At 39.7% G+C, this 26,951-nt stretch carries 32 protein-coding genes, 2 pseudogenes and 1 riboswitch; of the genes and pseudogenes, 14 read left to right on the forward strand and 20 right to left on the reverse strand.

Going from position 1 to position 26,951, the window contains the following annotated elements:
• Window positions 1-32 precede the first annotated feature (32 nt).
• Both I4V84_RS01940 and I4V84_RS01945 read right to left on the reverse strand, forming a co-directional pair.
• Window positions 33-272 (reverse strand): helix-turn-helix transcriptional regulator, encoded by a 240-nt coding sequence (locus tag I4V84_RS01940; protein ID WP_243283998.1) that lies wholly within the window; start codon window positions 270-272, stop codon window positions 33-35.
• Between the two features lie 205 nt (window positions 273-477).
• Window positions 478-693 carry a hypothetical protein gene (locus I4V84_RS01945; protein ID WP_055057201.1) on the reverse strand — a complete coding sequence of 72 codons (216 nt, stop codon included), beginning with the start codon at window positions 691-693 and terminating at the stop codon, window positions 478-480.
• Window positions 694-916: 223 nt separating this feature from the next.
• Between I4V84_RS01945 and I4V84_RS01950 the strand changes: the two genes are divergently transcribed.
• From I4V84_RS01950 to I4V84_RS01975, 6 genes are all read left to right on the forward strand, one after another.
• Window positions 917-1,306, forward strand: a complete 390-nt coding sequence (locus I4V84_RS01950) for a helix-turn-helix transcriptional regulator (RefSeq protein WP_008374249.1) — start codon at window positions 917-919, stop codon at window positions 1,304-1,306.
• Between the two features lie 129 nt (window positions 1,307-1,435).
• Window positions 1,436-3,289, forward strand: coding sequence for a recombinase family protein (locus I4V84_RS01955; RefSeq protein ID WP_195991135.1), 1,854 nt, complete (start codon window positions 1,436-1,438; stop codon window positions 3,287-3,289).
• On the forward strand, window positions 3,286-4,074 hold the full coding sequence (locus I4V84_RS01960) for an integrase (protein WP_118692881.1): 789 nt from the start codon (window positions 3,286-3,288) through the stop codon (window positions 4,072-4,074). The genes I4V84_RS01955 and I4V84_RS01960 overlap by 4 nt, the downstream gene beginning before the upstream one ends.
• Window positions 4,034-4,450 carry a hypothetical protein gene (locus I4V84_RS01965; RefSeq protein WP_195991136.1) on the forward strand — a complete coding sequence of 139 codons (417 nt, stop codon included), beginning with the start codon at window positions 4,034-4,036 and terminating at the stop codon, window positions 4,448-4,450. The genes I4V84_RS01960 and I4V84_RS01965 overlap by 41 nt, the downstream gene beginning before the upstream one ends.
• The gene (locus I4V84_RS01970; protein WP_118692883.1) at window positions 4,437-5,357 is read left to right on the forward strand and encodes a hypothetical protein; all 921 of its coding nucleotides are present in this window, start codon (window positions 4,437-4,439) and stop codon (window positions 5,355-5,357) included. Before I4V84_RS01965 ends, I4V84_RS01970 begins: the two co-directional genes overlap by 14 nt.
• 2 nt (window positions 5,358-5,359) lie before the next feature.
• Complete coding sequence (locus tag I4V84_RS01975; RefSeq protein WP_055155695.1) at window positions 5,360-6,274, forward strand: DUF6551 family protein; 915 nt, start codon at window positions 5,360-5,362, stop codon at window positions 6,272-6,274.
• A 460-nt stretch (window positions 6,275-6,734) separates the two neighbouring features.
• Here the strand turns inward: I4V84_RS01975 and I4V84_RS01980 are convergent, their stop codons facing one another.
• The 3 genes from I4V84_RS01980 to I4V84_RS01990 are packed head-to-tail and all read right to left on the reverse strand — an operon-like array spanning window position 6,735 to window position 9,126.
• Window positions 6,735-7,610 (reverse strand): ATPase, T2SS/T4P/T4SS family, encoded by an 876-nt coding sequence (locus tag I4V84_RS01980; RefSeq protein ID WP_334285985.1) that lies wholly within the window; start codon window positions 7,608-7,610, stop codon window positions 6,735-6,737.
• Complete coding sequence (locus I4V84_RS01985; RefSeq protein ID WP_226836621.1) at window positions 7,607-8,620, reverse strand: hypothetical protein; 1,014 nt, start codon at window positions 8,618-8,620, stop codon at window positions 7,607-7,609. The genes I4V84_RS01980 and I4V84_RS01985 overlap by 4 nt, the downstream gene beginning before the upstream one ends.
• Window positions 8,617-9,126 carry a prepilin peptidase gene (locus tag I4V84_RS01990; protein ID WP_118578012.1) on the reverse strand — a complete coding sequence of 170 codons (510 nt, stop codon included), beginning with the start codon at window positions 9,124-9,126 and terminating at the stop codon, window positions 8,617-8,619. Before I4V84_RS01990 ends, I4V84_RS01985 begins: the two co-directional genes overlap by 4 nt.
• Window positions 9,127-9,400: 274 nt before the next feature.
• Between I4V84_RS01990 and I4V84_RS01995 the strand changes: the two genes are divergently transcribed.
• Together I4V84_RS01995 and I4V84_RS02000 are read left to right on the forward strand one after the other, a co-directional pair.
• Window positions 9,401-10,021 (forward strand): GDSL-type esterase/lipase family protein, encoded by a 621-nt coding sequence (locus tag I4V84_RS01995; protein ID WP_173770902.1) that lies wholly within the window; start codon window positions 9,401-9,403, stop codon window positions 10,019-10,021.
• Between the two features lie 289 nt (window positions 10,022-10,310).
• The gene (locus I4V84_RS02000; RefSeq protein ID WP_195991137.1) at window positions 10,311-11,066 is read left to right on the forward strand and encodes a GNAT family N-acetyltransferase; all 756 of its coding nucleotides are present in this window, start codon (window positions 10,311-10,313) and stop codon (window positions 11,064-11,066) included.
• 210 nt (window positions 11,067-11,276) lie between these two features.
• On the opposite strand, the gene I4V84_RS02005 is transcribed toward I4V84_RS02000, so the two are convergent.
• The gene (locus I4V84_RS02005; protein ID WP_195991138.1) at window positions 11,277-11,837 is read right to left on the reverse strand and encodes a folate family ECF transporter S component; all 561 of its coding nucleotides are present in this window, start codon (window positions 11,835-11,837) and stop codon (window positions 11,277-11,279) included.
• A gap of 86 nt (window positions 11,838-11,923) precedes the next feature.
• Window positions 11,924-12,025, reverse strand: a riboswitch (THF riboswitch).
• Window positions 12,026-12,365: 340 nt separating this feature from the next.
• Here I4V84_RS02005 and I4V84_RS02010 point away from each other — a divergent pair.
• Together I4V84_RS02010 and I4V84_RS02015 are read left to right on the forward strand one after the other, a co-directional pair.
• Window positions 12,366-12,590: a hypothetical protein gene (locus tag I4V84_RS02010; RefSeq protein WP_118578827.1), complete on the forward strand. Its 225-nt coding sequence runs from the start codon at window positions 12,366-12,368 to the stop codon at window positions 12,588-12,590.
• Window positions 12,587-13,744, forward strand: a complete 1,158-nt coding sequence (locus I4V84_RS02015; RefSeq protein ID WP_195991139.1) for a hypothetical protein — start codon at window positions 12,587-12,589, stop codon at window positions 13,742-13,744. The genes I4V84_RS02010 and I4V84_RS02015 overlap by 4 nt, the downstream gene beginning before the upstream one ends.
• On the opposite strand, the gene I4V84_RS02020 is transcribed toward I4V84_RS02015, so the two are convergent.
• Together I4V84_RS02020 and I4V84_RS20255 are read right to left on the reverse strand one after the other, a co-directional pair.
• Complete coding sequence (locus I4V84_RS02020) at window positions 13,725-14,615, reverse strand: amidohydrolase family protein (RefSeq protein WP_334285692.1); 891 nt, start codon at window positions 14,613-14,615, stop codon at window positions 13,725-13,727. The genes I4V84_RS02015 and I4V84_RS02020 overlap by 20 nt on opposite strands.
• A 3-nt stretch (window positions 14,616-14,618) precedes the next feature.
• A complete protein-coding gene (locus I4V84_RS20255) occupies window positions 14,619-14,768 on the reverse strand; it encodes a DUF6783 domain-containing protein (RefSeq protein WP_334285696.1) in 150 nt (49 codons plus the stop codon).
• Here I4V84_RS20255 and I4V84_RS20260 point away from each other — a divergent pair.
• Window positions 14,700-15,020, forward strand: coding sequence for a DUF6783 domain-containing protein (locus I4V84_RS20260; RefSeq protein ID WP_334285697.1), 321 nt, complete (start codon window positions 14,700-14,702; stop codon window positions 15,018-15,020). The two genes, I4V84_RS20255 and I4V84_RS20260, sit on opposite strands and share 69 nt — an antisense overlap.
• A 383-nt stretch (window positions 15,021-15,403) precedes the next feature.
• Here the strand turns inward: I4V84_RS20260 and I4V84_RS20265 are convergent.
• Window positions 15,404-16,072 (reverse strand): annotated as a pseudogene (locus I4V84_RS20265) (alanyl-tRNA editing protein); the annotation flags it as partial.
• A gap of 393 nt (window positions 16,073-16,465) precedes the next feature.
• On the opposite strand from I4V84_RS20265, the gene I4V84_RS02030 reads away from it, so the two are divergent.
• Genes I4V84_RS02030 through I4V84_RS02040 form a run of 3 tightly spaced genes read left to right on the forward strand, consistent with a single transcriptional unit; the run spans window position 16,466 to window position 18,224 of the window.
• Window positions 16,466-16,960, forward strand: coding sequence for a sigma-70 family RNA polymerase sigma factor (locus tag I4V84_RS02030; RefSeq protein ID WP_179962516.1), 495 nt, complete (start codon window positions 16,466-16,468; stop codon window positions 16,958-16,960).
• Window positions 16,961-17,455, forward strand: a complete 495-nt coding sequence (locus tag I4V84_RS02035) for a hypothetical protein (RefSeq protein WP_187566129.1) — start codon at window positions 16,961-16,963, stop codon at window positions 17,453-17,455.
• Window position 17,456: 1 nt separating this feature from the next.
• Complete coding sequence (locus tag I4V84_RS02040) at window positions 17,457-18,224, forward strand: hypothetical protein (RefSeq protein WP_148462183.1); 768 nt, start codon at window positions 17,457-17,459, stop codon at window positions 18,222-18,224.
• A 68-nt stretch (window positions 18,225-18,292) separates the two neighbouring features.
• On the opposite strand, the gene I4V84_RS02045 is transcribed toward I4V84_RS02040, so the two are convergent.
• The 11 genes and pseudogenes from I4V84_RS02045 to I4V84_RS02095 all read right to left on the reverse strand — a co-directional run bounded on the left by I4V84_RS02045 (window position 18,293) and on the right by I4V84_RS02095 (window position 26,698).
• Window positions 18,293-19,288, reverse strand: a complete 996-nt coding sequence (locus I4V84_RS02045) for a biotin--[acetyl-CoA-carboxylase] ligase (RefSeq protein WP_334285693.1) — start codon at window positions 19,286-19,288, stop codon at window positions 18,293-18,295.
• Complete coding sequence (locus I4V84_RS02050; RefSeq protein WP_195991141.1) at window positions 19,278-20,267, reverse strand: WYL domain-containing protein; 990 nt, start codon at window positions 20,265-20,267, stop codon at window positions 19,278-19,280. Before I4V84_RS02050 ends, I4V84_RS02045 begins: the two co-directional genes overlap by 11 nt.
• A 10-nt stretch (window positions 20,268-20,277) precedes the next feature.
• Window positions 20,278-20,535, reverse strand: a complete 258-nt coding sequence (locus I4V84_RS02055) for a hypothetical protein (protein WP_148462181.1) — start codon at window positions 20,533-20,535, stop codon at window positions 20,278-20,280.
• 284 nt (window positions 20,536-20,819) lie between these two features.
• A complete protein-coding gene (locus I4V84_RS02060) occupies window positions 20,820-21,512 on the reverse strand; it encodes an LrgB family protein (RefSeq protein WP_148462180.1) in 693 nt (230 codons plus the stop codon).
• Window positions 21,509-21,871 (reverse strand): CidA/LrgA family protein, encoded by a 363-nt coding sequence (locus I4V84_RS02065; protein WP_118578807.1) that lies wholly within the window; start codon window positions 21,869-21,871, stop codon window positions 21,509-21,511. The genes I4V84_RS02060 and I4V84_RS02065 overlap by 4 nt, the downstream gene beginning before the upstream one ends.
• Window positions 21,868-22,344: a hypothetical protein gene (locus tag I4V84_RS02070; protein ID WP_118578805.1), complete on the reverse strand. Its 477-nt coding sequence runs from the start codon at window positions 22,342-22,344 to the stop codon at window positions 21,868-21,870. The genes I4V84_RS02065 and I4V84_RS02070 overlap by 4 nt, the downstream gene beginning before the upstream one ends.
• A gap of 169 nt (window positions 22,345-22,513) precedes the next feature.
• Window positions 22,514-22,975 carry a metallophosphoesterase family protein gene (locus I4V84_RS02075; RefSeq protein ID WP_118578803.1) on the reverse strand — a complete coding sequence of 154 codons (462 nt, stop codon included), beginning with the start codon at window positions 22,973-22,975 and terminating at the stop codon, window positions 22,514-22,516.
• A 58-nt stretch (window positions 22,976-23,033) separates the two neighbouring features.
• Window positions 23,034-24,215: pseudogene (locus I4V84_RS02080) on the reverse strand (endonuclease Q family protein); the annotation flags it as partial.
• A 145-nt stretch (window positions 24,216-24,360) separates the two neighbouring features.
• Window positions 24,361-25,359, reverse strand: a complete 999-nt coding sequence (locus I4V84_RS02085; RefSeq protein ID WP_118578801.1) for a glycoside hydrolase family 5 protein — start codon at window positions 25,357-25,359, stop codon at window positions 24,361-24,363.
• The gene (locus I4V84_RS02090) at window positions 25,359-25,925 is read right to left on the reverse strand and encodes a SprT family zinc-dependent metalloprotease (protein ID WP_195991142.1); all 567 of its coding nucleotides are present in this window, start codon (window positions 25,923-25,925) and stop codon (window positions 25,359-25,361) included. Before I4V84_RS02090 ends, I4V84_RS02085 begins: the two co-directional genes overlap by 1 nt.
• Window positions 25,919-26,698, reverse strand: a complete 780-nt coding sequence (locus I4V84_RS02095) for an HD domain-containing protein (protein ID WP_334285694.1) — start codon at window positions 26,696-26,698, stop codon at window positions 25,919-25,921. The genes I4V84_RS02090 and I4V84_RS02095 overlap by 7 nt, the downstream gene beginning before the upstream one ends.
• Window positions 26,699-26,951 lie beyond the last annotated feature (253 nt).

A 26,951-nucleotide genomic window follows, 5' to 3' on the forward strand; every position in this document is an offset into this window, starting at 1 on the left:
AACAGTCAACATTTTCGTTACAACTGTTTCCTTTATTTTTGAAGTCCCCGGAGCATTTGTATCACTACATTCTGTTCTTTTTCATCAAGATTATTCCAAATATTCAAAACCTCTTGTTGTGATTCTGATAAGCTTACTGGAACATCCATTCCGGCAAAGAATTGTGCCATTGTTACTCCCAGTGCATCACATATCTTTTCTACAGTAGGCATAGTTGGTAAACTTTCTTTAGCAATAATTTTTCCAATCGAAGATTGAGATATACCAGTCAACTGTGACAGCCGCTATTTGCTCATATCACGTTTTTTACATAAAGCTATAATATTGTCCGCAATATAATCCTCTGTACGCAAGTAAACACACCTCTTTCCGATAGTAGTTACCTTAATTGTAACTAGAAATCCGCAAAAATATTAGAGATGTATCTTACAAGTATTTACTAAGGGAAACAGTAGTATTAAAACAAAAAAAATAGAACTATATAAAGTTGTATTCCATTAATGTCAGCTTATTATCTAAATGCTCATATTCTCTTTGTACCTCTTCAATTTTATCATATAGCTTCAGCACTGTCGAACCCTTTATCATTTTATTTTCTTGGCACATCTGCCGGAATTTTTCTTTGTACTCACGCAGTATTCTTCCTTTTTCCTCTAATTCCTCTAGTGTTTTGATTTCCTCTTTATCTGCCATGTATTTCCTCCCAGACATAATTTTTAATACACAAATGATAACCCTTTTTTCGCTGTTGTTCAATTACAACTTATCGCCTTTTTCTCCCATCAATCGACAATCTTCTTTTTGCTATATACATATGATATACTTCTCTTTATACAACCAATTGCTGTTGTATAGCTCACCATTTTTTCTATCTACAACACAAAAAGTCAAGTTGTGATGGAAAGGAGGTGAGGACATGGAAATAAATTATGCACTTATAGGCAAACGTATAAGAGAAACCCGCAAACAACGAGGATTATCTGCCGAGGAGCTGGCTGAAATTGCTGATCTTTCTACTGTTTATATAAGCTATATAGAAAATGCCAAGCGTAAACCCAGTTTAGAATCTTTAATCAAAATTAGCAACGCACTTGAAATTACTATTGATGAATTACTCTATGGGAACTTGTTATACAATCCTACGGAATATCAAACTGACATTGATTTATTAATGGCAGATTGTACCAGCACTGAAAAACGTTACATATTCGAGGTTCTTTCAGCCATAAAAAACATTTTACGAATCAATGATTGGCATCTATCCTCAAAACACAATTACGATGCTGATAACCCGAATGATTATTAAATCATTCAATAACAATCAAATATCTATTTCTACATAAACCATCCGTTAATCACTTAACCGATGGTTTATGTCTTTTTCAATCCAAAAATTCTATGATAGTTATATCAACTATAAAGGATGTCGCTATTGATGAAAGAAAGTGAAGAACGAAGCAGTAATATTGATGAACAGAAAGCCAGAATCCGACAAAGATACAAAGGTATTGATCCAGAAGAACTGGAAGTAATTCCGGCACTTCCACCAGAGGATATTTTTAAAACAGAAAAAAAACTACGAGTAGCTGTATATGCAAGGGTATCTACGGATGATCCACGCCAAACATCCTCATATGAATTGCAGAAAAATCATTATCAGGATGTAGTAAATAGAAATCCGAATTGGATGCTTGTAGAAATATATGCCGACGAAGGCATTTCCGGCACTTCGCTTCAACATAGAGATGCATTCAAAAAAATGATTAAAGATTGTGAAGCCGGAAAAATTGATTTAATCATAACAAAAAGTGTATCCCGATTTGCAAGAAACGTTGTTGACTGTATCCGATATGTACGAGAGCTTTCTTCACTCCGTCCACCCGTCGGTGTATTTTTTGAAACAGAGCATTTAAATACTCTTGATCCCAAAAGCGAAATGATTCTGTCATTCATGTCAACACTTGCGCAGGAAGAAAGTCATACCAAAAGTGAAATTATGAATTCTTCCATTGAAATGCGTTTTCGTCGGGGAATATTCCTTACACCTCCTCTGCTCGGATATGACCAAGACGAAAATGGAGATCTTGTAATCAATCCACATGAAGCTAAAATTGTGCAGCTTATTTTTTATATGTATCTGAATGGAAGCAGTACTCAACAAATTGCTGATTCTTTGACAGAACTCGGTTGTAAAACAAAAAAGAATAATGATGTCTGGTCATCCAGTACCATACTACAAATCCTTCAAAATGAACGCCATTGTGGGGATGTTCTGGCAAGAAAAACATGGACTCCGAATTATCTTGACCATAAATCAAGGAAAAACAATCAAGACCGTAATCAATACAGAAAAGTCGGACATCACGAAGCTATTATCTCCCGAGATGATTTCATAGCTGTTCAAAAATTAATTACAAATGCGAAATATGGAAATAAAGAGATTTTACCAGAATTACATGTGATACAAGAAGGCTCTCTAAGTGGATTTATAAGCATTAATCCAAGATGGTCTGGATTTAAATCCAGAGACTACTTTGAAGCATCTCAAAGCGTCCTTAAACCGGCAAATATGAATGTACCTGATACAATTACTGCTTCCGCCGGTTCCTTCGATTTAAGAGACTATGAAGTTGCCAGAGGACAATTTTTTTCCTCTGTTGGTCGGATTTCTGTTTCTTTTTCATATAAACAGATCTCTTTTAACAAAGATGCTATACGGAAATTTCCAAACATAAAATTTGTCGAACTGCTAATACACCCAAGCTCAAAACTACTTGCTATCCGACCATGTTCCTCTGAAACAAAAAATAAAGTGCAGTGGTCACGTCTCAAAGATGGTCAACTTATTCCAAAACCAATTTCCGGCGCTGCATTTTTGCCAACATTATACGAGATATTTAAATGGGACAAAAAATGCAAATATAGAATATTAGGAGTTGCCCACCAAAAAGACAATGAAAATGTCCTTATTTTCAACATGGACGATACAGAAATACGAATACCGACAAATACCAACGACGTATCCGCCCCCAATAACAACACGCCTGATACAATATCTGATTCTAAGAGTGTGTTAGCTTATCCTGCCGACTGGATGAATAGTTTCGGTAATAATTACTATACTCAGTCTCAAGCGCCAGAATTAACAGAATTTACAGCGGACAAAAACTGGCAGACTGCTTCAGAAAGTAAACCTTATAAAGAACCCGAGCTACAAACCACTCCCAAAGAAACCATTATACAAAATATAAAGAATATTATTACAGAAATTAAAGGAGACACCCAATGAGCGAGCAACCTATAAATCAATGGAATATGACTACAGAACCTTCTGATATAATGAAAATCAACACACCTATGCCAATAACAGTCGCACCCAGCCCCTCAAATCAAATGGAAGTCATTGACGATGATTCTTTCAGCTATGACGGTTATCAAGTTGTACGTGGCGAATTCTTCGCTCATATTTACGAACCTTCGTTTACGTTTAATAACTACAAGGTATCTGTAAATACCGCCTGCATAAAAAAACTCCCCGATGTCGAATATGTGCAAATATTAGTCAATCCCATTGAAAAAAAACTGGCTGTCCGTCCCTGTCGAGAAGAAGAAAAAGACTCTTTTCGTTGGTGTTCCTCTGGAAAAAAGCGTTCGCCAAAACAAATCACCTGTCGGATTTTCTTTGCTAAAGTGATATCTCTCATGGACTGGAATCCTAATTATCGGTACAAGATTCTCGGCAAACTAATTCGTTCTGGCAATGAAATACTGTTCATTTTCGATTTAACTTCACCTGAAATATTTCCTCGTACACTAAAAGACAATGGAACTGTAACCACTGCTAGGACACCTTCTTATCCTGAAGAATGGAAGAATCAGTTCGGTATTCCAGTGGAAGAACATCAAAAATCAATGCAAGTCAATATATTTGAAGGCTACGCAGTATTTGACATACAAGAAAAGAAGAAGACAACTGATAAATCCATAGAAAAAGCAAAAGAACCATCAACAACAGAAAGTGAGGAAAAATCCTATGAACAACAAACACTCTTCCCATCCACTAATATGTATTGACTTTAAAAAGAATCGTATACGAATCCACCGCAATACACTCCGTCAAATTGGTAACCCAGAATATATTCAACTTCTTGTTAATCCTGATCAAAAAATGATAGGTATAAAGGCTAGTTGTGCAGAGGATAAATTGGCACATAAAGTTAAGGATTATTTTGTCATCAATAGTAACAGTTATGAATTGTACAGCCGAGAATTACTATATTCACTTTCCAAGCTTAACCTTTCTTGGGAGAAATTTAACATTTTTCGTTTAGAAGGCAATATTTACCCAGATAAGAAAATAGCTCTATTTTCCATGAATAACATCATCACAAAACTGCCACAAACAGAATTCAAATCAGAAATAATGGGAGATGAGTATGCGCAATTATAGTATATATACATTAAAAACAAAACTAGAATTCACCAATTTGTATCAATATCTCAGTGAAAAAGATTATAAACAACTTGAACAACAGATATTATGTCATTCCTATCACACCCCCATCTGCACATGGAATGGTATTGTCATTAATGGTATAGAAGCATATGAATTATTTCGTAAACACAGTATTCCTTTCCGAATAAAAAGACTCCATTTTTCCAGTAAAGAAGATGTAATTTCATGGATATGTAATGACCAACTTAAACGAGAGGATTTAACCAATATCAATAAAAAATACCTGATTGGGAAAAAATATGATGCTGAAAAAATTTTAGTTTCAAGACAACTTTCATCTACGAATAAATCTCATATTTCCGGTGCAAGCATCGCAGCAAAAAAAATATCCGAAGAATGTAATGTAGCAATGGCTACCGTTTACAAATATTCTGCTTACAGTAGTGCACTAGATATAATTGATGAAAAAGTTCCGGATCTTGTCAAACGAGTTCGTTCTGGTCAGCTCTGGATTTCCCAAACTAATATTATTGAGCTTTCAGGATTACCAAAAGAGCAACTTTTAAGTCTAAATAACTACCTTCTTGCCGAAAAGATAGAACATCTCAGTTATCATGATATGAAAAGGGAATTACTATGGAATAATTACGCCAAACCGATGTTAAGGAAAGAATCTTCCGTTTCTATTCCTTCAATACGCAACCTGCCACAATTTGATCCAGATGCGGAAATTGCAAGTCTTACATTGACGATTCCCTCGTGGAACAGTTCTATCGAAAGAGTATTAAAAGTTTCAGATTTTAAAATTGCATCTGATACAGCAAAATATAAGCTTAAATATCAGCTTATGTGCCTAATATCAACCACAAATAATATTTTAAAAAAATTGGAGGAAATATAATTATGGATGGAAATACCGAAGATTTACAAAAGTTTGTTCCCCAAGTGCATTTTGAGCAAATACCTATTAAAAATTTATGTTCAAATCAAGATTATCAACGTAATCTTTCCATCAAACACGTTCAGCGTGCTGCAGCTAATTTTGACCTTTATCAGATAAACCCTGTAAAAGTAAGTAGACGTGATGGGATAAATTATGTGTTCAACGGACAACACACTATAGAGATTGTTGCTCTCGTCTCTGGATCAAGAGAAACTCCTGTCTGGTGTATGGTTTATGATGATCTTGTTTACACCCAAGAAGCAGATATTTTTGCAAATCAGATGAAATATGTCAAATCGTTATTACCTTATGAAATATTCATGGCTAATATTGAAGCTGGTAATGATAGAGAACTTATTATTCGTGACCTTGTTGAATCATATGATCTCACTATTACTTCTTCCTCTCGCCCTGGAGGTATATGTGCTGTATCCACTTTAATTAATATCTATGAAAAATATGGTTTTCACACTCTTGATCGTGTTTTACGCCTTTGTGTTGCCACATGGGAAGGTGCGCCTATGTCCTTTAGTTCCAATATGCTTAATGCTATTGCCCGTTTGGATAATGCTTATGGAGAAACAATGAAAGATGACACCTTTAAAGAAAAAGTTGGGCGTGTCTCTGTCAGAGAAATCAGTCGTACTGCCAGAGAACGTCGTGCCGGTTCATTAGGATTCGCAGAAGCTCTTTTACTAGAATACAATAAAAAATCCAAGTATTCACTTCCTTTTGAGAAATTATACACTCATAAAACACCCAAAAAAAGAGAACCATCAACTGAAGATGAATCCGGTCAAAGTTCCACTCCAGAAGGTCAGTTAGATTTATTTTCTACGGATCAGGAGAATACTCAGGCTCTGCCAAACGAATAGCGCAGAGCCTTCAGCCTTTATTCTATCCATACTTTCAAAAGAACACCATGCTTTAAGGCTCTCTTTCATGCAATCACTATTTTATCTTATCCCAAATTCATCATCCGCTCCATCCGCCACCTTATATATGAATACCCATTCCAAATATTTGCTTTTACCGGATACTCTTTCCTGTAAACAAATACAGTGTGATATTTAACAAAATGTATTCTACACCAATTATGTATATCTTTCATATATATGTTATTTATACCATTCACCCACTGTTCTAAAGACCATATGTCTTTATCTGACACTAACTCCATTATGAACAGTACATTATAATATTGAATGACACCTACTCTCTTCCGTTCCTCTATTAACCTTTTACACAATAACCTATACTTAATGTTCATACCGTTCCTATGTCTCTCCCTCTAATCTATATTTTTCATCCTTATATACGTTATATATATAATTATTATATAGTACATATAAGTGCCTGAAGCATATCCATAGCTTCCCCACCCCGTACTTCTCCTACGATTATTCGATCCGGTCTCATACGAAGTGCAGACTTAATAAGATCTCTTATACTTACTCCCGGTGCTCCGTTTATGGTCGCTGTCCGGGCTTCAAGGCGCACCAGATTTGCAATCCCTTGAAGCTTCAGTTCTGCATTGTCCTCAATAGTGATAATCCGTTCATCTTTTGGTATGTACTCTGACAAAGCCCCCAGGAATGTGGTCTTCCCACTTCCCGTTCCTCCGCCAATTACAATTGAATACCGGGCCCTTACCAGTTTTTCCAAAAAGGACGCGCACTCTGGAGTTATACTTCCCAGTTCAATCAGCTTTTCCATTGTAATTGGAGTATCCGGAAAACGTCTTATTGTCAGAATTGGACCATTTAATGCTACCGGAGCCACAACCACATTGACTCTGGCGCCATTTTCCAGTCTGGCATCTACTATAGGAGATGATTCATTCACAATGCGATTGCATTTTCCCACTATCTGTTGTATCACATCCTCCAGCTTGTCCTGATCTGTAAAAGACTTCGGCCACCTTGTCAGTTTTCCTTTTCGTTCTACAAAAATAGAATCCGGACCATTCACCATAATCTCAGTTACAGTTTCATCTTCGATCAATTCCTGTAATACATCAAGCTTCCTGACGGAATAAAACAGTTCCTGGCGAAGCTGCACTTTTTCTTTCAGGCTCACTCCTGATTCCCGCAGAGTGTTTACGATCAGCTCATCAATCGTTTCCAGAATTTCCTGGTCTGTAAGTTCCCGGTAAACATCCAGCTTCTCCATGAGCATTTGTCTCAGTTTGCGAAAGATTTCCTGACTCATTCCTTTTCCTTTCTCAGAATTTCCCTGACATAATCTCCAAGTTCACTCCACAGCAGCCCTTCAATATAATTCTCCGGTGCCACATTTCCTCCATGAAAAGGCGGGCGTACCTTTACAGTTCTGGTAAGAATCTGCGGATAATCCCAGATTCTTACCAGGTTTTCGAATTGGGAAATCTTGGATATGGATACCGGATCAGACAGCACTGGCATATAAATTTTCCGGCACATATCCAGAACTTGAAAAGTCCCATCTACTGCCCCTCCAATATCCAGAATCACAAATTCGTAATTACTGTGAAGTACAATCTCCTGTATCAGTTTTTCCCAATCTTCCCATGCAGTTCCTCGTATGTCCTCTGGCGTACGTACAGGCGGAATGAAATCCAGATTGTTTATTGTCTGTACCATACTGTTCATCTTATAAATCAGATTTCCATTTTCCTGCCGTACAAAATAAAGAAGGTCACTTAAATTCTGCGCGAACCCTTTTCCCAACATTTCTTCAAAGCCGGAGTATTCCTCCAGATTCAGATAAAGAACAGCTCTTTCTTTTGCCAGAATCTGTCCTAATGTAAGTGCAAACGATGTTTTCAGGCAGCGCCCCAACGGAGAATATACTGCATAAATTTCCGTGGTCTTTTTCAGTACAGGAAAAACAGCCGGAGCTACTGCTTTCTCGGCTCCGTAACACGCCATCACTTCCCGCACAACATCTGAAGAGGCCTGATATTTATACACACTTGGATAACGGTCCAGATCCGGTGGGTGCACGCCTTCCGAAAGTATAACAATTTTACCAATTTCCAATTCCTGCACCTGACGGCACATAGCCTTCTGGGAAATCAGCAGCAACTCTATGTGATTCATTTTCCCATAGGCGATCAGACTCTCTACGTTGGTAAATGCCTGAATCTCAAATGGGATATTTTTCTTATGATTAAGATAATCCATAAAATTCAAGGCATAATCCACCTCAAGATCACAGACAGCAAAAATATTCTTCTTCAATAGACACCTCCCGCATAAAGCAATGCACTTAAAAATATAGGAACTGTGAAATGAAAGTTTTCCAACGGCATACCGCTTTTGTAATAGGGTTCTCTTTTTCCTGTTTTGAAATAAACACTGATGTAATGTAATAAGTAAAGAATTCGCTGGCAGACAATGCCGCTTGAAATCATAAGAGCAGCTGATATGACAGCTCCAATCAGAAAGGAATAGGAAATGCAATTGAGAATTTTCGTCGGTCCGATCATGCTTCCAATAACACTCAAGAGCTTGATGTCTCCGGCTCCCAGCATTCTGAATATGAATAAAATCCCCAGAATCAGTATCGGTACCAGCAGACCGCATATCCAAGATCCGAGACTGCTAACATCCATTTTCCATATTCGCGTAAACAAACTGACCAATACACAAAAAAGCAGCCATCCATTGTCTACCTTCGCTCTCTGAATATCCATCAGAGCGGCGCAGCCTGCCGCTATAGCAGGAAATATTCTGTAAAAAAGCATAGACGTACCATCCCTTCTTTTACATAGGTTTACTAATAACAGGAGGCTATCTTGAAGTATTTTAGAGCCTATTTGAGAAAGGCTTTCTGTATTTTATCTTTCGTAGAATAGGGAATAGTCGATCTGAAAAGATGACCTTCGATACCAGATGACTTCTGGTGAGTCTTATTATAGGTGCTCTATCTCCATTTGTCCAGTCTTTTTTTTACAAATTTTTCTAAAAAAACTATAAACCTTTTTGTTCTTGCAGTATAATATTAACGGAGGTAAAATTATGACAATATTAACATGTCTTGGTGACAGCATCACCGATTGTGAACACTGCTTTTCCAGAGATTTCCTTGGCAATGGCTATGTAAAAATGCTGTCAGACTGTCTTAAAAGGGACGGCTCAGACTATCAGGTACGCAATTATGGCACTGACGGCTTTACTATAAACAGACTTCTGCAGAGAATTCAGGGTGATTCTGATTTTACAAGTGATATTATAACAATTTTAATCGGAATTAATGATATTGGATTAATAATGAATACGGACAGAACACCGTTTCAGCAGAGGAATATGCTTTTTTCTTTTTACAAATGCTATGCAGATCTTATAACAATATTAGCAAAATCAAATTCACGCATTATTTTAATGGAGCCATTTCTTTTCCCCTGGCCTGCCTGTTATAGAACCTGGCTTCCTTTTCGCCAGAAAATATCACAAATGATCCACCAGCTATCAGAACAGTTTCAAATTCCTTATCTTACATTGCATGAGGAATTGAATGAAAAGGCGCGTCGTTATGGATATTCAGAAATTACTACAGATGGGATTCACCTTACTGAGCAGGGACAAAAATTTCTGGCAGACAGATTGTATAAATTAATTTGCGGCTATTCACCGTACTAGTACATCGTTTTCGAAATAACTATACCACTCACTTGCCTGTGAATCCGATTGCACAGGTATAAAAGCCTCGGCGTAGCCCGCTACGCCTGCGTTTTTATACCTGCACACTCGAATTCACATCCTACGCGATTGGTATAGTTATTTACGAAACGATGTACTAGAGCGTGTTTGAAAAAGGCTTTCTGCAAGATGTGTAAAAAGCAATCTGTCTTATAACAGACTATTTTCAGTTGCATTGCTGGATACAATTATGTATAATGACCCTAAACTTATAAAAGAAGGTTTTTTTATGGATAAAATCATTAAAGAAATTGAAGATATGTCACTAAATGCATGGCCCTCCCATAAAATGGAGCTTTATGATGGATGGATTCTCCGTTTTTCCTATTTTTATACACATAGAACAAACAGTGTGGAGCAGTTCGGAACTTCTACCCTTTCCTGGAGGGAAAAGGTTTCTTTCTGCGAAGCAGAGTATGCCCGACTGGGCAGCCCTGCAATTTTTAAGATCAGTCCTCTGGTTTCTCCGGATTTTGATTATCTTCTGGAAAACCGCAACTACGAAATCCAGCATACAACAAATGTTATGGCAGCCTCACTGGATGGAGCAGATCCTTCTGCGCCTTGCGATCTGGTAACTCTTACTGACGATATTCCAGATATTTGGATTGAAAGTCTTTTTGATCTGAAAGGCACCATTAATCCTGTTCACCGTGCTGTAGTTCCATCCATGTATCATGCCATCGTAAAAGACACCGTATGCGCCTCCATCTGGAGTAACGGAAAAATTATTGCAACCGGGCTTGGCATTCTGGATCGAAATTATATTGGATTGTACGCTATCCATGTTCGCGAAGATTTCAGACACAAGGGTTATGCTCGTCAGATTTGTACTGCACTTCTAAAAGAAGGAAAAAAGAAAGGCGCAACTAAGGCCTATCTTCAGGTAGTAGAGGGAAACACTCCAGCACGTAATCTTTATGAATCACTTGGACTTCATTATCTCTACACCTATTGGTTCCGGGTTCAGACACATACAAACTGAAAACTTTTCAGAGCATGTTTAAAAAAGGCTGCGATCAGTGTTTATCCTGATCACAGCCTTTTATTTGGGAATCGTATTTTTTGACTTATTCAACAAGTTGATTTCTCAAACAATCAACTTTCCAGTAAGTGCATTGCTTCATAATCCATCTTATGCCATATTATTTAATTTGGGGTTTTGTATATAATTCAGCTCCTGGACTGCTGCCATTTATACGGTCTTCTTCTCCAGCTTAGCAGGTCTTATGTTTCCTACAACCATGCCTGTAAGCGGGCTGAAATAAAGAAGACTGGTAAGTACGCAGTAGATTGGAGTCATGATTGCAAACTGTACAAGACGTCCTGGCATAATTGCATAGAAGTTTGCTCCGATTATTACCAGTCCTGCAGTGGTCAGTCCAAGTGTTCCCACTACGCCAGAGACTGCAATTGCGACACACATAACAACAGTCTTTACTTTTCTGTTCTTTTCAGCCATTAGTTTTCCAGCCAGTCCGGGGATCACACCCCAGGCAACTGCTGATAAAGTAATCAGTGGATTAACTCCATAGCCTTTCATAAAACATCCAATGATATCGGCAACAGCACCTTCTACACCACCAGCTACAGGTCCCATCCAAAGACCTGCCAATACAGTGGCGACAGTTCCCAATGTAATTCGATATACACCAAGATCAATTACCAGAACGCGTGACAGCACAAGCTGGATTGCTACCAGCAGTGCAAGGAATACAAGAGTCTTAACACTCCATGTCTGTTTGTTTTTACGCATAAAAAAAACACCTCCATAATGATTAAAATAACAGAGTAGTTACCATAAATAATAATCCCTCCACATTATGAGATGTTCTCACATGTAGCAACGGGTGCGGAAAATATATCGTAAACAGTCCTGCTGCTTTTCGTTTCACGGCGACTCCCCAGCCAATGAACACTTGACGCATAAATTCCTACTTCGCTATTATTTATTTAAAATGATTATAGCACAAAATATAGAAATTTCAATATGTATTTGTTATAATATTCACATAAATAAATTAGTCGTTACTGTTTACTGGTAACGTTCCGCGAGTGTTTTTTGTGAACAAAGTTCACAGAAAACCCGAGAATCTTAGCGCGAAATCATGCGAATGCATGATTTCTGTGCATCGCGAAGCGCGTTACTGGTCACGGAGTGAACAGTAACAATTAGTCGTTACTGGTCACTGACAAATGTTTGTGCATACTCTCCTCTTTTTCGCATATTCTAAGAATATCTTCCCTTATATAGGAAAAATATTTGACAAAAAGGAGTGTTTCTATGAATATAAAATCCACAAACAAATCATCCTGCCAAAAACAGCCGCCACTACAGAATCCTTACAATGTTTTTTATAATAATTACATGAATACAAATGCTACTACAGAATGTACAGGACTTGGCTATCGTATGCCGGATAACTCGGAGGAATGGAATGCCTGCCGAGAGGTTTTCGATTTTCTTCCTGTACCATTTCCGGATTCGGAGGATACAAAGCAACAATGAAAAATTTCACAAAACTATTACTTGGCTCTTTGGTACTGTTCTCTCTGTCAGGATGTACTGCCGGTGATATGATCACCAGCTATACTTCTATTTCTGATCAGAGTGAAACCACCTTACAGAACACTTCAGAAACACCCAAACAGCGTGTTTATATGGATGAAATCAAAGGAACCCTTAAGGATTTCACCGGTGCCACCCTAACTATGGAAAGCCAGGAACAAACTTACGTTTTTGATCTTTCTGAAGCAACTTTGGAATGCGAAGATGGCATGATCACTGGAGATGAAATCAGTGTCATTTATGAGGGGCAGCTCTCTAACAAGGATACCAGCACTGTAAAAGCATTGAAAGTAGTAGACGACTTTCACAAAAAGAATCAGCTGGAAGTACGAAAGGCCTATGGGGAAGTACAGAGTCTGACTCCAAATACCATTACCATAAAAAATAAAAAAGGCAAAACAGCCACCTATCCAATCACTGGAACAGAACAATATTATCAGAATGGCATCCGTACCGGTGTATGGGTATACATTCATTTTAAAGGCAAGTTTACTTCCAGTCAGGATACCCAAAGTTCTTCTCTTAATGCCAGTCATCTGAAAGTACTAAGCATTTCAGATATTGATCCGCTTACACTTCCAGATCCAACACCAACACCAGATCCTGCACAAGTTCCTGCCGATGACTCAGCAAAAGAACAGCAGATTCATGCAGAAATTCAGAATATTTCCCTGAATACGCTCACAGTTCTTCCCTCTGGCTCTGATAGCACAATAAATGTAGATTTGTCTCAGACTCCTTCTTACTTTAAAGGTGGAACAGCACCAGGCTCCTATGTAACCATAACTTACACTGGCCAATTTCAGGGAAATTCACTGGATGGTGTTACTGTTACAGCAGTCACCGGTGATGATCCGGATTCTCTTGGAAGCCGGGAACTTACCAGCACAGTCAGCGGTACAATTATAGGCCATACAGCAAATACCGTCACACTTCAAACTGGCGATGGCGCAACCATAACCTGCTTTACAGAGGGGGCAAAGAATATCTCCACCAGTAATATGGAATCCGGCGCAGGTATCTGCATTACCTTTGATCCTACAAAATCCAAAAATTCCAACATTTATACATCTATCAAGATTCAGGACGCCTGAAGGTGTCCTGAATCCTTTTCTCTCCATCTGCCAGCCAGGCTCTCACATCCCCGGATTCTCCCAGAATGTCCATAAATGCCTGGTATTCATCCATTAAGCCCTTCCCATGTAAGACCATATAAGCTCCTGCATCACTTCCAAGAGCCACCTTTGCTCGGTACTTGTATGCCAGACGAAGGTTCTTTGCGGCCAGTTCTATAATAGGATCAAGCACTGATTCCTTATATCTTCCACATCCACGAAGATTTCGAATTGTCACAAGAGTAGGAACCCATACACTATCACTGTCAGCTAATTCTCTGATTGTTTCCGGATCAATATAATTTCCATGTTCTACCGAATCCACACCAGCTTCCACAGCTGCCTGTACGCCATAAATCCCATTGGTATGGCTCATCACCGCCATCCCTTCTTCATGGGCGATATGTACCATCTCACGGACTTCTTTCCTGTCTAAAGGCGTTCCGGTAATCTGTCCATGGTTATTAAAATCCAGAAGTCCCGTGGTCATAATTTTAATAAAATCTGCCCCTTTGTTTTTCGCTTCTTTCAAAAGGACATGGTATTCTTTCATAGTGTCAAAGCCTTTTCCCACTATAGATCCATAGTGTCCATTTTTATGGATGGCAAAAACAGGAGTACGATAATCAATTCCGTATTCCGGTGCCAGTCTCCTGGCTCTTTCTGATACTCCTAATGCATCTCCACCATCTCTTACAAAGACAATCCCCAGCTCTTCATAAGCTTTCAAATGTTTCCGTATCACTTCATCGTTTACATGATCCTTATGAATAGAAATTGCATCTTTATAATTCAGTCCATCCATGATCAGGTGCGCATGACACTCTCCAAACATTTCTTCATATAACACTGATTATCTTGAAAAATAATTCAGCTTTTCCTTTCTTCCGCAGAGCGTGTTTGAAAAAAGGACTTCTGCAAGATGTGCGTCACAATTTGTGGGAGATTTTGTCCGGAGGAGGGCGTCGTAGCGAGCTACGACAGCCGAATTCGAGCAAAATATACCGCAAAGTGGGGCGTACAGATTGTGGGAATGCTTTTTCAAACACGCTTTAATACGGATTTTTTCAATCCTCTTTTATTATTTATTGCAACTATTCCGCAAGGTGCTTTTGCGAAGGAACTGAACAACTGCTATTTATTTTCGAAAAAGGCTCGAATTTCTTTCTCGGAAGCCTGCACAGACCCCTGTACAAAGAAAGGCTTACCGCCTCCCCTGCCATTCAATACTGCATTCATCTCTTTTGTAAACTGACGTAAGTCTCCGTCTTTTTCTCCCATAGCATACTTATAGCTTCCATCTGTATTCCTGGAGAATACTGCACAACGCCCCTTACAAACCTGTAAAATTGCATCTGTAAGCTTCTGAACGCTTCCTGCTTCCATTCCTTCCTGGAATAAAACCACATTCTCTTTTTCTTTCCATTTAGCAGCTTCGCCAACGATAAATTCTTCTTCTAACGCATGTACTCTTCCCTTCAGAGCAAAATTTTCATCCTGAATCCTTGCTACCGCTGACGCTGTTTTGTCCATTTTCGCAGACAGCTTCACGGAAATCTGACGATTCTGTTCATTTATCATGTTCAGATAATCAAGCACTCGCTTACCTGACAGCATTTCCATACGAACCCCCTCACGGAATTTCACTACAGAAAGCAGCTTCACCATTCCAATTTCTCCAGTACGCGTCACATGAGTTCCACAGCATGCGCAAGTATCTGCTCCCGGGAAGCGCACAATACGAACCCATCCGGAAAGCTCTTTCTTACTTCTGTAATCCAGATTTTTAAGTTCCTGCTCTGTAGGATAAAAAATCTCAACTTCCTGATTTTCCCAGATAATCTGATTCGCTTTCGCTTCGATTTCGGCCATTTGTTCTTCATCCAGCATTCCGCTGAAATCGATGGTGATCACATCGCTTCCCATGTGGAATCCCACATTGTCATATCCAAATGCTTCATGTACCAGCCCACTTACAATATGCTCTCCGGAATGCTGCTGCATAAGGTCAAATCTTCTGCCCCAGTTAATTTTTCCTATTACATCCATACCAACTTCCAAAGGCCCATCTGTATAATGAACTAACTCTCCATCCTTCTCATGAACTTCCTTAACATTTATTCCGCCTAATATACCGGTGTCACTGGGCTGTCCGCCTCCTTCTGGATAAAAAGCTGTCTGGTTTAAAATTATTTCATAGCCTTTCTTGCTCTCACGACACTCCAACACCTTGGCGGTAAATTCTTTTTTATATACATCTTCATAATATAACTTTTTTGTATCGTACATAAATGCTCCTTCTTTCATAAATTAAACAGCAGAATTTATTTTTATCTTTTATTCACGAAACTGATTATAGTCTATTTATGCTCTTCCCGCAATTTTTATTTTTTCTCTGTATTTAGTCATTTCAGGACGTGTTCAAATATACCGCAATCTCCCACAAAGTGGGGCGTGCAGATTGCGGGAATGATTTTTCAAACACGCTCTAGCCCATCCGATATCTATGAATTCTCTCATGCATGCATGACTCATTCATGGTTTCCATCCGGGACTTTTATAGTAAAAACACCTTGCAAAATAGTACCAGCTGAATAATTACAAAATTTTTATTTATTTTTGAAGAACTTTATCAGGCAGTCGCGTTATAATTAGAGAACGGACAGGAAGGAGGCTGATAACATTTCACAGGAAGAATATTTGGAATATCTGATTGACCAATACCAGAATCTGATATATTCCATATGTCTGAAATCAGTAGGTAATCCTTTCGATGCAGAAGACCTCACTCAAGAGGTATTCCTGTCTGCCTACAAAAGTCTCGCCCACTTCGATGGGCTTTATGAAAAAGCCTGGCTTAGCAAAATTGCAGTACGCAAATGCCTTGATTTCCTAAAAGCTGCCGGACGCCGTTCAATTCCAACGGAAGATATTTATTTCTCACAGCTTCCTGATCTGGAGAATCATTCTTCCCCAGAGGAACAGTATCTGCAGTCTGATTCGGAACAGCAGGTATTTCGGATATGCAGCGGCCTGAAAAGTCCTTACAAGGAAATTGCCATTGCTCATTTCTGTAAACAGATGTCCGTAACAGAAATATCGCAAAAAGAAGGCAAAAACCCTAAGACCATTCAGACACAGCTATATCGTGCAAAAAACATGTTGAAAAAAATGTTGGCAGAAAGGAGCGATTAAATGCATATCAATAGTAATGACCTGAATAATTTTCAAAATGAAGAGATGAACACTGATGAAATCATTGCATTTCTGGAACATATGAAGCACTGCGACTACTGTCTTAACCAGCTTGCGGACGAATATACAGATCATGCATCCTCAGCTCCCGCCTATCTGAAAGAAACAATTATGGAACGTGTTACAGCTCCTGATATTCAGATACAGAAAACAGCAGCGGATGCTACCTATAAAATGCGGTTTTTCTATGAGGGGCTCCGCACTGTAGTCGGAGTCGTACTTGCACTGGTTATGTTGTTCAGCCTTGGGCAAATGGACTTCGTCTCGCCTCAGCTTCCGCAGTCCACAGCCAAATCATCTGAAACGCGCCGGGAAATTAGAACTTCATTACGTAATTTTTCAAATGGAATTACAGATGGAATCTCTGATGCTCCCCAGAAAGTTGTCAACTACATTAATTCTATTTCAAATACAATAACAAACGGAGGTAACTAACATGCAAAAACAAAAAAAGGGATTCCTGCTTTTTATCTCTTCCCTGATTCCTGGTGCGGGAGAAATGTATATGGGATTCTTTAAGCAGGGAATCAGCATTATGACTCTATTCTGGGCTATTATCGCAATTGCCGGAGGGCTTAATATCTCCTCTCTGGTTATCTTTCTTCCTGTATTATGGTTCTACAGTTTCTTCCATGTTCATAACTTGAAAGAACTGCCGGAAGAAGAATTTTACGCGATAGAGGATAACTATATTCTGCATCTTGACCGTATATTTCAGAATAATATCAGGCTCTCGCAAAAACATATTAAAATTGCGGCAATTCTCCTGATTGTTTTCGGAGTTGCTGTTTTCTGGAATGGTTTCCGTGATCTGCTCTTCTGGATTTTACCAAATTCTCTGGCTATTATTATACAGGATATCATGTACCAGATTCCTTCTGTTATCATTGGAATTCTGATCATCGTTGCCGGTTATCAGCTTCTTACAGGAAAAATCAAAAGCATCTCTCCTGACGAAAAAGCTGATTGTAAAAAAGATGTGTCAGAACATTATTGGCAGCCATATCGTCCTTATCAACAGCCTGTTGATAACAGCGCTCCACAAATGAATACAAAATCAGCACCTGCCTCAACAGTGTCTTCAACAACACAGCCAGATCAGAATGCGGATAATGTAATAAAGAATACCGATATCAAAATTTCGGATACTACTTCAGTTCAACCATTCATTACTGCTGAGCCAGACAATAATTCTGCAAAATAGAGTAACTATTCCAATAAAAGTCAGGTATCTGCCACATAATATTTCTAATAACTTTACCGCCGATAAATTTATTTTATCGGCGGTATTTTTATTGAGATTTCTCCAAAAGCCAGCTTACTCTGAGTGCCATCAGTCTCCTGAACCAGCAATTTCCCATCTGGACAAATCGCTAATGCTCTGGCACTTCTGCTGCTTTTATTATCTGTAATTGTAATTTCATTTCCTGGAACAATATTATGTTCCACGTATTCTTCCGACAATTTCAATTCCCGGGTTTCTTCCAGAAGATAGTTCACAATCTGCGCTGCAAGGCGGTTCCTGTCCGCAGTTCTGGAGGATTGTTCATCTTCGTAGATTCCTCCGGCAATTTCCTGAAGCTCTTTTGGGAATTGTTCCTGCTCAACGTACAGGTTCAGCCCAATTCCTACAATCGCAAATTCTATATTTCCACTTTCAAAATCTGTGACTGCCTCTGTAAGAATACCACAAACCTTACGGTTATCTTTGTACAGGTCATTTACCCATTTAATTCCAAGTTTTACACCGCATACTTCTTTCACAGCCTTATACACTGCAGTAGCTGCTGCAGTAGTGATCAGAAGGCTGCCCTCCAGTGTCCCCTTCGGTTCCAGAATAACACTGAGATAAATTCCACTGCCTTTAGGAGAATAAAACTCCCTGCCTCTTCGTCCTCTTCCTGCTGTCTGCTCCATGGCAACAACAAAAGAGCCGTGTCCAGCCATTCCGCTCACAGCCAGCTGCCTGGCCTCCAGATTGGTAGAGCTGATCGCATCAAATATTTTTATCTCAACCTGTGGATCATCCAGAAAAAGTCTGATCCCCTCTGCTGAAATCAGATTACTCTCTCTTGCAAGCATATATCCCTTATTCGGTCCGGCCTCAATGGGGTATCCTTCCTGGCGCAGACTATTCACAGCCTTCCAAACTGCGGCTCGTGTACAGGAAAGCTCCCTGCCAATATCCTCACCAGATAAAGTTTCACCTTTATGCTGTTCTAATAACTCCAAAAGTCTGGATTTAACCGTCATGCTTTTATCCTTCATAGTTCTCCAGGGCTTTTTTTAAAAAATCCCGGTATTCTTTTCGCACATTCTCCGGTGAAATCACTCTCACGCTATTTCCAAGGGCAGCAAGCCAGCCATAAAACTGTGTACTTACATTCACCTGTACCCTGGTGACGGAGTGCTCATTGTCCTTGGACATAATCATAATATCCTGACCAAATCGATCAATCATTACACCAACAAGATGGTTCTCAAATTCCAGATTAACTTTCTCTTCACGGCCTCCAAACATTCCAAAAGTACCGGCAGCAAATCTGGCACTGTCAAATTTCCGGAAGAGTTCGGCACCATTTCTTGCTTCATTCTCTGTAAGGATCTTCAACATTTTGTCTACGCGGTAATGCTTCACAATGCCACTCTTCTCATCGACTCCTATCAGATAATAATTACCATCCTGCCATATCATCTGCCATGGACTGATCTGATAGCGAGCTCCACCTTTCTTCAGATGTCTCTCCTTGGACACTGTCCATTCTGTATACTGAAAGCTGATCTGTCTGTTCTGTGAAATTGCTCTGTGTATCTCATCTACATTATAATAAATGCTCTCGTTTGTATTCTTCACCTGATCCAGTACGATTGCCTGCCGCTGCAGGTCTTTGGCCTGATAAATACTGGTAAAGTGCTCCAGTTTCTGGATCAACTGCCGCGATTTCCCAACAGTAAGAAATCTGGAAAACTGAACAGCATCTACAAGAAGCTTCAGCTCTGCAGTCTCAAACTCACGGCTTGCAAGATAAAAACCTGACGGTCTCTCTCTTCGATTCATAATATCCATTCCGAACACACGCAAAGTCTCTATATCGTCATATATCGTCTTCCGCTCTGCATGAATTCCCAGACTCTCCAGATAGGAAATCAGATCTTTCACACTCATGGGATGTGCCTCATCTGTTTTCTCAGAAAAGACTCGCATAAGATATAAAATTTTCAGTTTCTGCTGGAAAGATTTTGGCATATCCTTACTCCTATTTATCTGTCAATACTGCTACGACTCCAGAATATAATACCATAAAAGCAAAGAGCAGAGCAATAAGATCTGCACCATGAAAATCATAATTAAAGATCATAGCTCCCCCGATCATGAGCTCCAACGTAATAAAAAGTCCCAGTATCATGGCTGTGCTCCCGGAAAATTTCCTGCCGCGGCTCTCCTGTGTATCCTCCATATATCCCTCTGCAAGGGCAGCTCTTCTGCTGTTAATATTTCTGCCTGATTTCCACATAATATCTCCTCCGTTTCCCAAACTCCAATATCATCCGCCATCAAATACCGAACGTATTTTCCGAACATATTTTCTTTATGAGACTAGTCTACCACAATATCAGTCCTATAAAACGGTATGAATCAGTAATTTTCGAATATCCGTTCGTTTTTAAGTGATAAAAAAACGTCTGAACCTGTTTCAAACAGAATCAGACGTTTTCCTTTTTACAAAATCTAAATGAACATGTCTACAGGCTTATTTATTCGCTATACTTTCATAGTAGTTAATCCACAAACATGTTTTTACATAAATCCAGCGAACACAGAAGCGGCGATAACAGTAAGAAGTCCGGCAACGGCAATTGCCAGGCTGCTCATAGCACCTTCTACAGGACCCAGTTCCATTGCCTTAGATGTACCTATGGCATGGGCTGAAGTTCCAAGTGCCAGACCTTTCGCGATAGGCTCCTCAATTTTTGCCACTTTAAGGACTGCCTCCGCAATCACATTTCCCAGCACACCAGTGATAATAATAACTGCAACCGTGATCGTAACAAGTCCGCCAAGTTCTTCCGATACACCCATTCCAATGGCTGTAGTAATGGATTTCGGAAGCAGAGTAACATACTCCGAATGGGAAAGTCCAAACAGCTTTGCAAAAATCAAGACACTAACCATACTTGCAAGTACACCGGAAACAATTCCTATAACGACAGCTTTCAGATTCTTACGAAGCAGAGTAAGCTGTCTGTAAAGCGGTACCGCAAGACATACTGTAGCAGGAGTAAGCAGATAACTGATATACTGACCGCCTGCATTGTAGGTCTTATAATCCACCTGCATAAGCTGAAGCATTCCCATTACACATAGAATTGCAATCAAAAGAGGATTAAACAGCGCCATTTTAAACTTTTTCTTCAGCAAAAGACCGACCTCATATCCAGCCAGACTTAATGCCGCCCCGAAAAACAGGGAATTTTCTATAAAATTTATCATTTCTTATCCTTCCCCCTGTCCTTTCTGATCACAAACTGAGTACTGCGTCCAGTAACTACCATTACAATGACGGTTGTCAGAATTGTTATGAGCACAACAGGAAGCCAGATTGGCTGCAGATCACCCCACGCTTCCAAAAGTCCCACACCTGCAGGAACGAACATAACCGGCATAATTTCAACCAGAAAATCTGCTGCTTCCTCTACCTGCTCAAGTTTCAGAATTCCGCTTGCAAGTGCTCCAAGCATCAGCACAAGACCATATACACTGGCCGGTACCGGAAGAGGCAAAAGGATATGTAATCCCTCACCCAACGCTGAAACCAGCAAAATAATACAAAATTGCCTCAGATACTTCACTTTTTGTCTTCCTCCTCGCTGTCTCCACAAAGAAGTTCATTTGCAATTTCCAGATAAGGCTGAAGCTCCTCAAGAGAAGCCCTGCCATTTCGCTTCATCTTTGTAATCCCTGGATACTGTGCAGGGATGGATCTTGTCATATTTCTGTCACCGTAGATTTTCACCATATCTCCATTTTCCAAGGTATCCCCGGCAATTAATTTATCATTTTTGTTATAAATTCCTTCCTTGGGAATCGCTGCCTTGAAAACAGTTTTTTTATCCATATCTACGAATACCATTTCCTTCAGTATATCTCCGGCTTCCACATAAATAGCTCTTATGGCTTCATTTTCCAGACGGGCTTCCTCCTGTTTGTCTTTCTGTGCCTGTCTGGCAACCAGATTCCAGAACGAGCCGCCTACTACGCCAAAGATCACCAGAAGAATGACAATTCCTACAATGAATTTTACATCGATTTCTTTTTTCTCCACTGCAAATCCTCATTTCTTTCATGGCTTTTTCTTCTGCCCTATTATACATTATCTTGTTAAAATTGCAATGTCATCTTTCGACAATTCTCTCCCCTGTTTTTCCCAATTTTTCTACAACATAATTGTAAAACTGTGTTCTGGATATTCCTTTTTTCCACATTGCAACTGTTCAGAGCACGATTTTTTCCACCTGCCAGCTGCCGTTTTCCACGGTCATAACTGCCATGGTCACGTCTCCACCAAAGCGGCTTCTGCCGCAGCTTCCAGGGTTCAGCCACAGCCTTCCGTCAATTTCTTTTGCAAAATACTGATGACTGTGTCCAAAAATCACCACCTGGGTATCCCCTAACTCCCAGGCAACATCTTTCCTGTCATGAACCATAAAGAATTTCACATTTCCAACTGTAAAGTTCAAGCTTCTTCGCAGATTCTGTGCCCAGTATCCATCATTGTTTCCTCGCACTACATATAAAGCGCCCAATGATCTTATAGTATCCAGAAGCTCCGGTCTGTCCACATCTCCAGCATGAAAAATGCAGTCACAGGACTGTAATATGTCCAGAACTTCTGTCCGTAAAAGACCATGTGTATCTGAAATAATTCCAATTTTAATTCTCTTATTTTCTATCATTTCACCGTTCCTTATACCACATTCATCTATATTTTTTCAAAAAACAGCCTTTTCCTCAAAACAGACAGATTTTCCCATACTCGCCGTCAAATCCAGGTTTACAGATTACTTCTCTGTTTCTAAGTTTCCGAATGCCTGAAGCAATCATGTGACTACTTTCTTTCTCAATATCCGCAATGGGAATTTCCCTTAAAATATCAAATTCATTTCCCAGTTTCTGAAGCATCTTTTCATATTCACCAGTGACTGTTTTGGTGGTTACAGCCTTTCCAACACAGGCAGAAATCACCTCAGGAAGAGGTACAATGCTCTCAAAAGGTCTGGCATTTTTTCTCACAAACCCATTTTCTCTATCAGCCAGATCCATAATTCTGTGATTCACTCCCATAGTCAGTTTTTTCCCACATATAGGACATATTCCATGATACTTTTCTGCTTCTTCCGGACTCAGACAGATGTGACATTTTCTGTGTCCATCATAGTGATATTTTCCCTCTTCCGGGAAAAATTCCAGTGTTCCAAGAAAACCTTTTCCATATTGGACAGCACCATAAAGTCCCTGATAGGACAATTCAATGTCCAGTAAGTTAGCCTCTCTTCCAAGCTTTGATGGAGAATGTGCATCTGAGTTTGAGATCAGCTGAAGTCCATCAAGTGCAGATAAACGCCAGTTCATAGGTGGATCTGAAGATAATCCCGTTTCCACAGCATGAACATATGAAGTAAGATCTTCAAAACATTCTTCCATGGTATCAAACCCTGATGCGGCACCAAAAAGCCCGAAGTGGGGAGTCCAGATATGTGCCGGAACCAGCATTCCATCGGCACAGTTTTCCAGTAAAATTTCCAGAAGATCGTGACAATCAAGTCCCAGTATTGGCCTTCCGTCTGAGTGAATATTTCCAATCTTTTCCAGTCTCCCAGCTATTTTATCTGCTTCTTCAAGGCCGGATAAAAGAAGTACATTATGCACCTTGCGGCACTTTCCATTCTTCTTATAGATAGAACTGATCTCCCCTGTAATTACGAAACGGGGAGCTCCCCCAGGAAGCATTTTCGCCTCTTCCAGCACATATTCATCTCTTAACCGATACAGTCCACTTTCTGCCGGAACCAGCTTTTCTTTCAGTTCCTCCCGCCAGGCAGGATGGGTAAAATCACCGGTTCCCACTAAAGAAATTCCTTTTTTTCTTGCCCACAGATCCAGATATTCCGGGGTTCCAAGCTTGCTTGTTGCCATGGAATATCTGGAATGAATGTGAAGATCTGCGATTATTTCCACTTAATTAACTCCATTTCAGTCATTTATATTTTGATTTGCAACTGCTCAAAATTCTCAAAACTATAGAAAAAAACACTTTCCAATGTGTTCTTTTTATTTCTTTTTATTTCTTTTTATACCAGTTTGTAATCCATTTTCCTGCTGCTGTCAGATTCTTTGAGGACCATTTTCCTGTATTACTGCAGCCGGATTTTATAAACGCAGAGCTTTCTGCTTTATTTGACAGGCTCCATGCCATATAGCTGATATTGTTTTTATCCAGGAAAGTCAGCCACTTTTTTGCTTCAGCTTTATCAAGTCCACCATTTCCAGAAGCATCACAGATACTAAACTCGGATACAAATAACGGCAGTCCTTTATCAAGGGCAGCCTGTGCTTTATCTCTCAGCCATTCCTTATGTGTTGCTGCGTAAAAGTGCAGGGTGTACATTACGTTTTTCCTGTATTTCTTACTAACCGGGGAAAGCGCAGCCTGATCTACATCCTGTGACCAGTTGGGCGTTCCTACCAGAATCACAGCTTTTTTGTCATAGGTGCGGATACCTTTTATAATCTTTTCAGCGTATTTTTTTATTGTACTCCAGGATGTTCCTCCATTTGGCTCATTACAGATTTCGTAGATCACATTGGTATTATTTTTGTATTTTTTTGCCATTTTTTTGAAAAACTTCAAAGCTTCTTTCTGATTTTGCTGAGGGTTTCCATCACTTAAAATATGCCAGTCAATAATCACATACATACCTGCATTTGTGGCATATTTTACACCGTTATCAATACACGCTTCCAGCTTACGCCGATTGGATGCATCCCCGGTACAATAGCCGTTATATTCAGCAGTATACATGGCAAGACGCACTGCATTTACCTTCCAGTTTTTCTTCATAAAAGTAAATGCACTTTGATTTACATACTCTGGATACCAGGACAGACCATGGGTGCTGATACCTCTAAGCTGTACTTTTTTCCCACTGCTGTTTACAAGCTGTGTGCCTTTTACCTGTAATCTGGGAAGCTTGGACGCAGCCGCTACCGGTACACAGAATGCACATAAAAATACGATTGCAATAAGCAAACCGAACCATTTTTTTCCTTTTTTTCTCATTAAAAACCCTCCTCCATTAATCTCCAGCCGTTGTCTTTTAGCCACTTTTGTCTTTCCCGGTAATCTGGAAGGATCTTCTCAACTTCTTTCCAGAATGCCTGGGAATGGTTCATTTCCCTACGGTGGCAAAGCTCATGGACCACCACATAATCCAGCACCTCAGGAGGTGCCAGAATTAACAGCCAGTTAAAATTCAGATTTCCATTTGCGGCACAGCTTCCCCATCTTGTTTTCTGTTGACGCAGGGTAATTTTCCCATAGCTTACCCCTAACTTTTCTGCATAATATGCCACTCGCCTTGGAATTACCACGCAGGCTTTATTCTGCAAATGCTGTCTTTCCAGGGCAGACAGCTTTTGTACGTTCTCCTTCTGTGCATCTCTTTTCTGGATTTTTTCCAGATTTTTCAGGATCCATTCTTGTTTTTCTTCCACAAATTTCTGAATTTTTGCTTCGGAAAGACGGAGAGGCGCGCGTACAACAACACTGCCATCAGCCTTAATTTCCAGGCTAATAGTTTTGCGGCTGCTGCGGATGATCTGGTAGGAAATCTGAGAGCTCAGCATAGGATTTTCTCCATGTAAGCGTTCATTTGCTGCTCCAGTATTTCCATCTTTTCCCTGGTGTCTTTCTCCTTATATTCCAACCGCTTTATAATCCTGGAAATGTAATCCTTTTCTTTCATGATCCGCCATGTTTCCTTAAAATTCAGGTCATAATACTGCGCTGCATAGGATACCCAGTAATCTAGGGATGTAATCCGGTCAGGAGATGAAACTGCCTCTTTTCTCAGGCAGGATTCCCATACCTTTGGAGATATTTTGCCTTCTCCGGCATGCTCCTGAGGGACACCGATCATAGCCTCCACAGAATCCACCAGCTTCACTCTGCAATTGTCCAGCTTGTCTGCATCGCGGATCATTTTTGCGTGGAAAAGAGTTCTTTCGTCCTGAATTCCTTCCAGCCTGAAATCACTGTGTCTGGCAATTGCCACGCGAATGATGTCATCATAGCTTCGGTCTTCTATGAATCTGCTGATCATCGGATTTTCTCCCTCAAATAACAGTTGTACACCGAATGCAGCGTGATCCATAGTGTCCGGTGAAAAGCTGTTATAAAGACGAAGCTGTTGGAATCTTCCAATATCGTGAAGCAGGGCAATAAGCTCCGCAAGCTGTTGGTCTTCCTCATTCAAATGCATTCTGTGACCAATTTCACGAGCACTTTTTACCACCCCATATGTGTGAATGATTTTTAATTTTATCTTTTCATCTTCTCTGTCATATCCATTTAAATAATCCTCGAAAACGCCTCTTGCATGTTTAAAATCTATCTTCAAAATGCCTTCCTTTCCGCTGTATCTTTTGCACATCCAGAGCGAATATTAAGTAACCGCTTTTGTCAATGTGCAGATACTGAACAGCAGCTCTTTTAATCCTTATTATAAACCACCTGGTTTTCTTTTCCAATAAAAGCGTCAGATTTTCGAAAATTTCTACAGACTTGCGAAGGTTTGACGCATAACGTATAATACAAGACAATGATAACATATATTAATTATAAGCAAACAAATTTCGCTATTGTTTACATTT

Source organism: Ruminococcus sp. 1001713B170207_170306_F1, assembly GCF_015668065.1.
Classification (GTDB): Bacteria; Bacillota; Clostridia; order Lachnospirales; family Lachnospiraceae; genus Blautia_A; species Blautia_A faecis.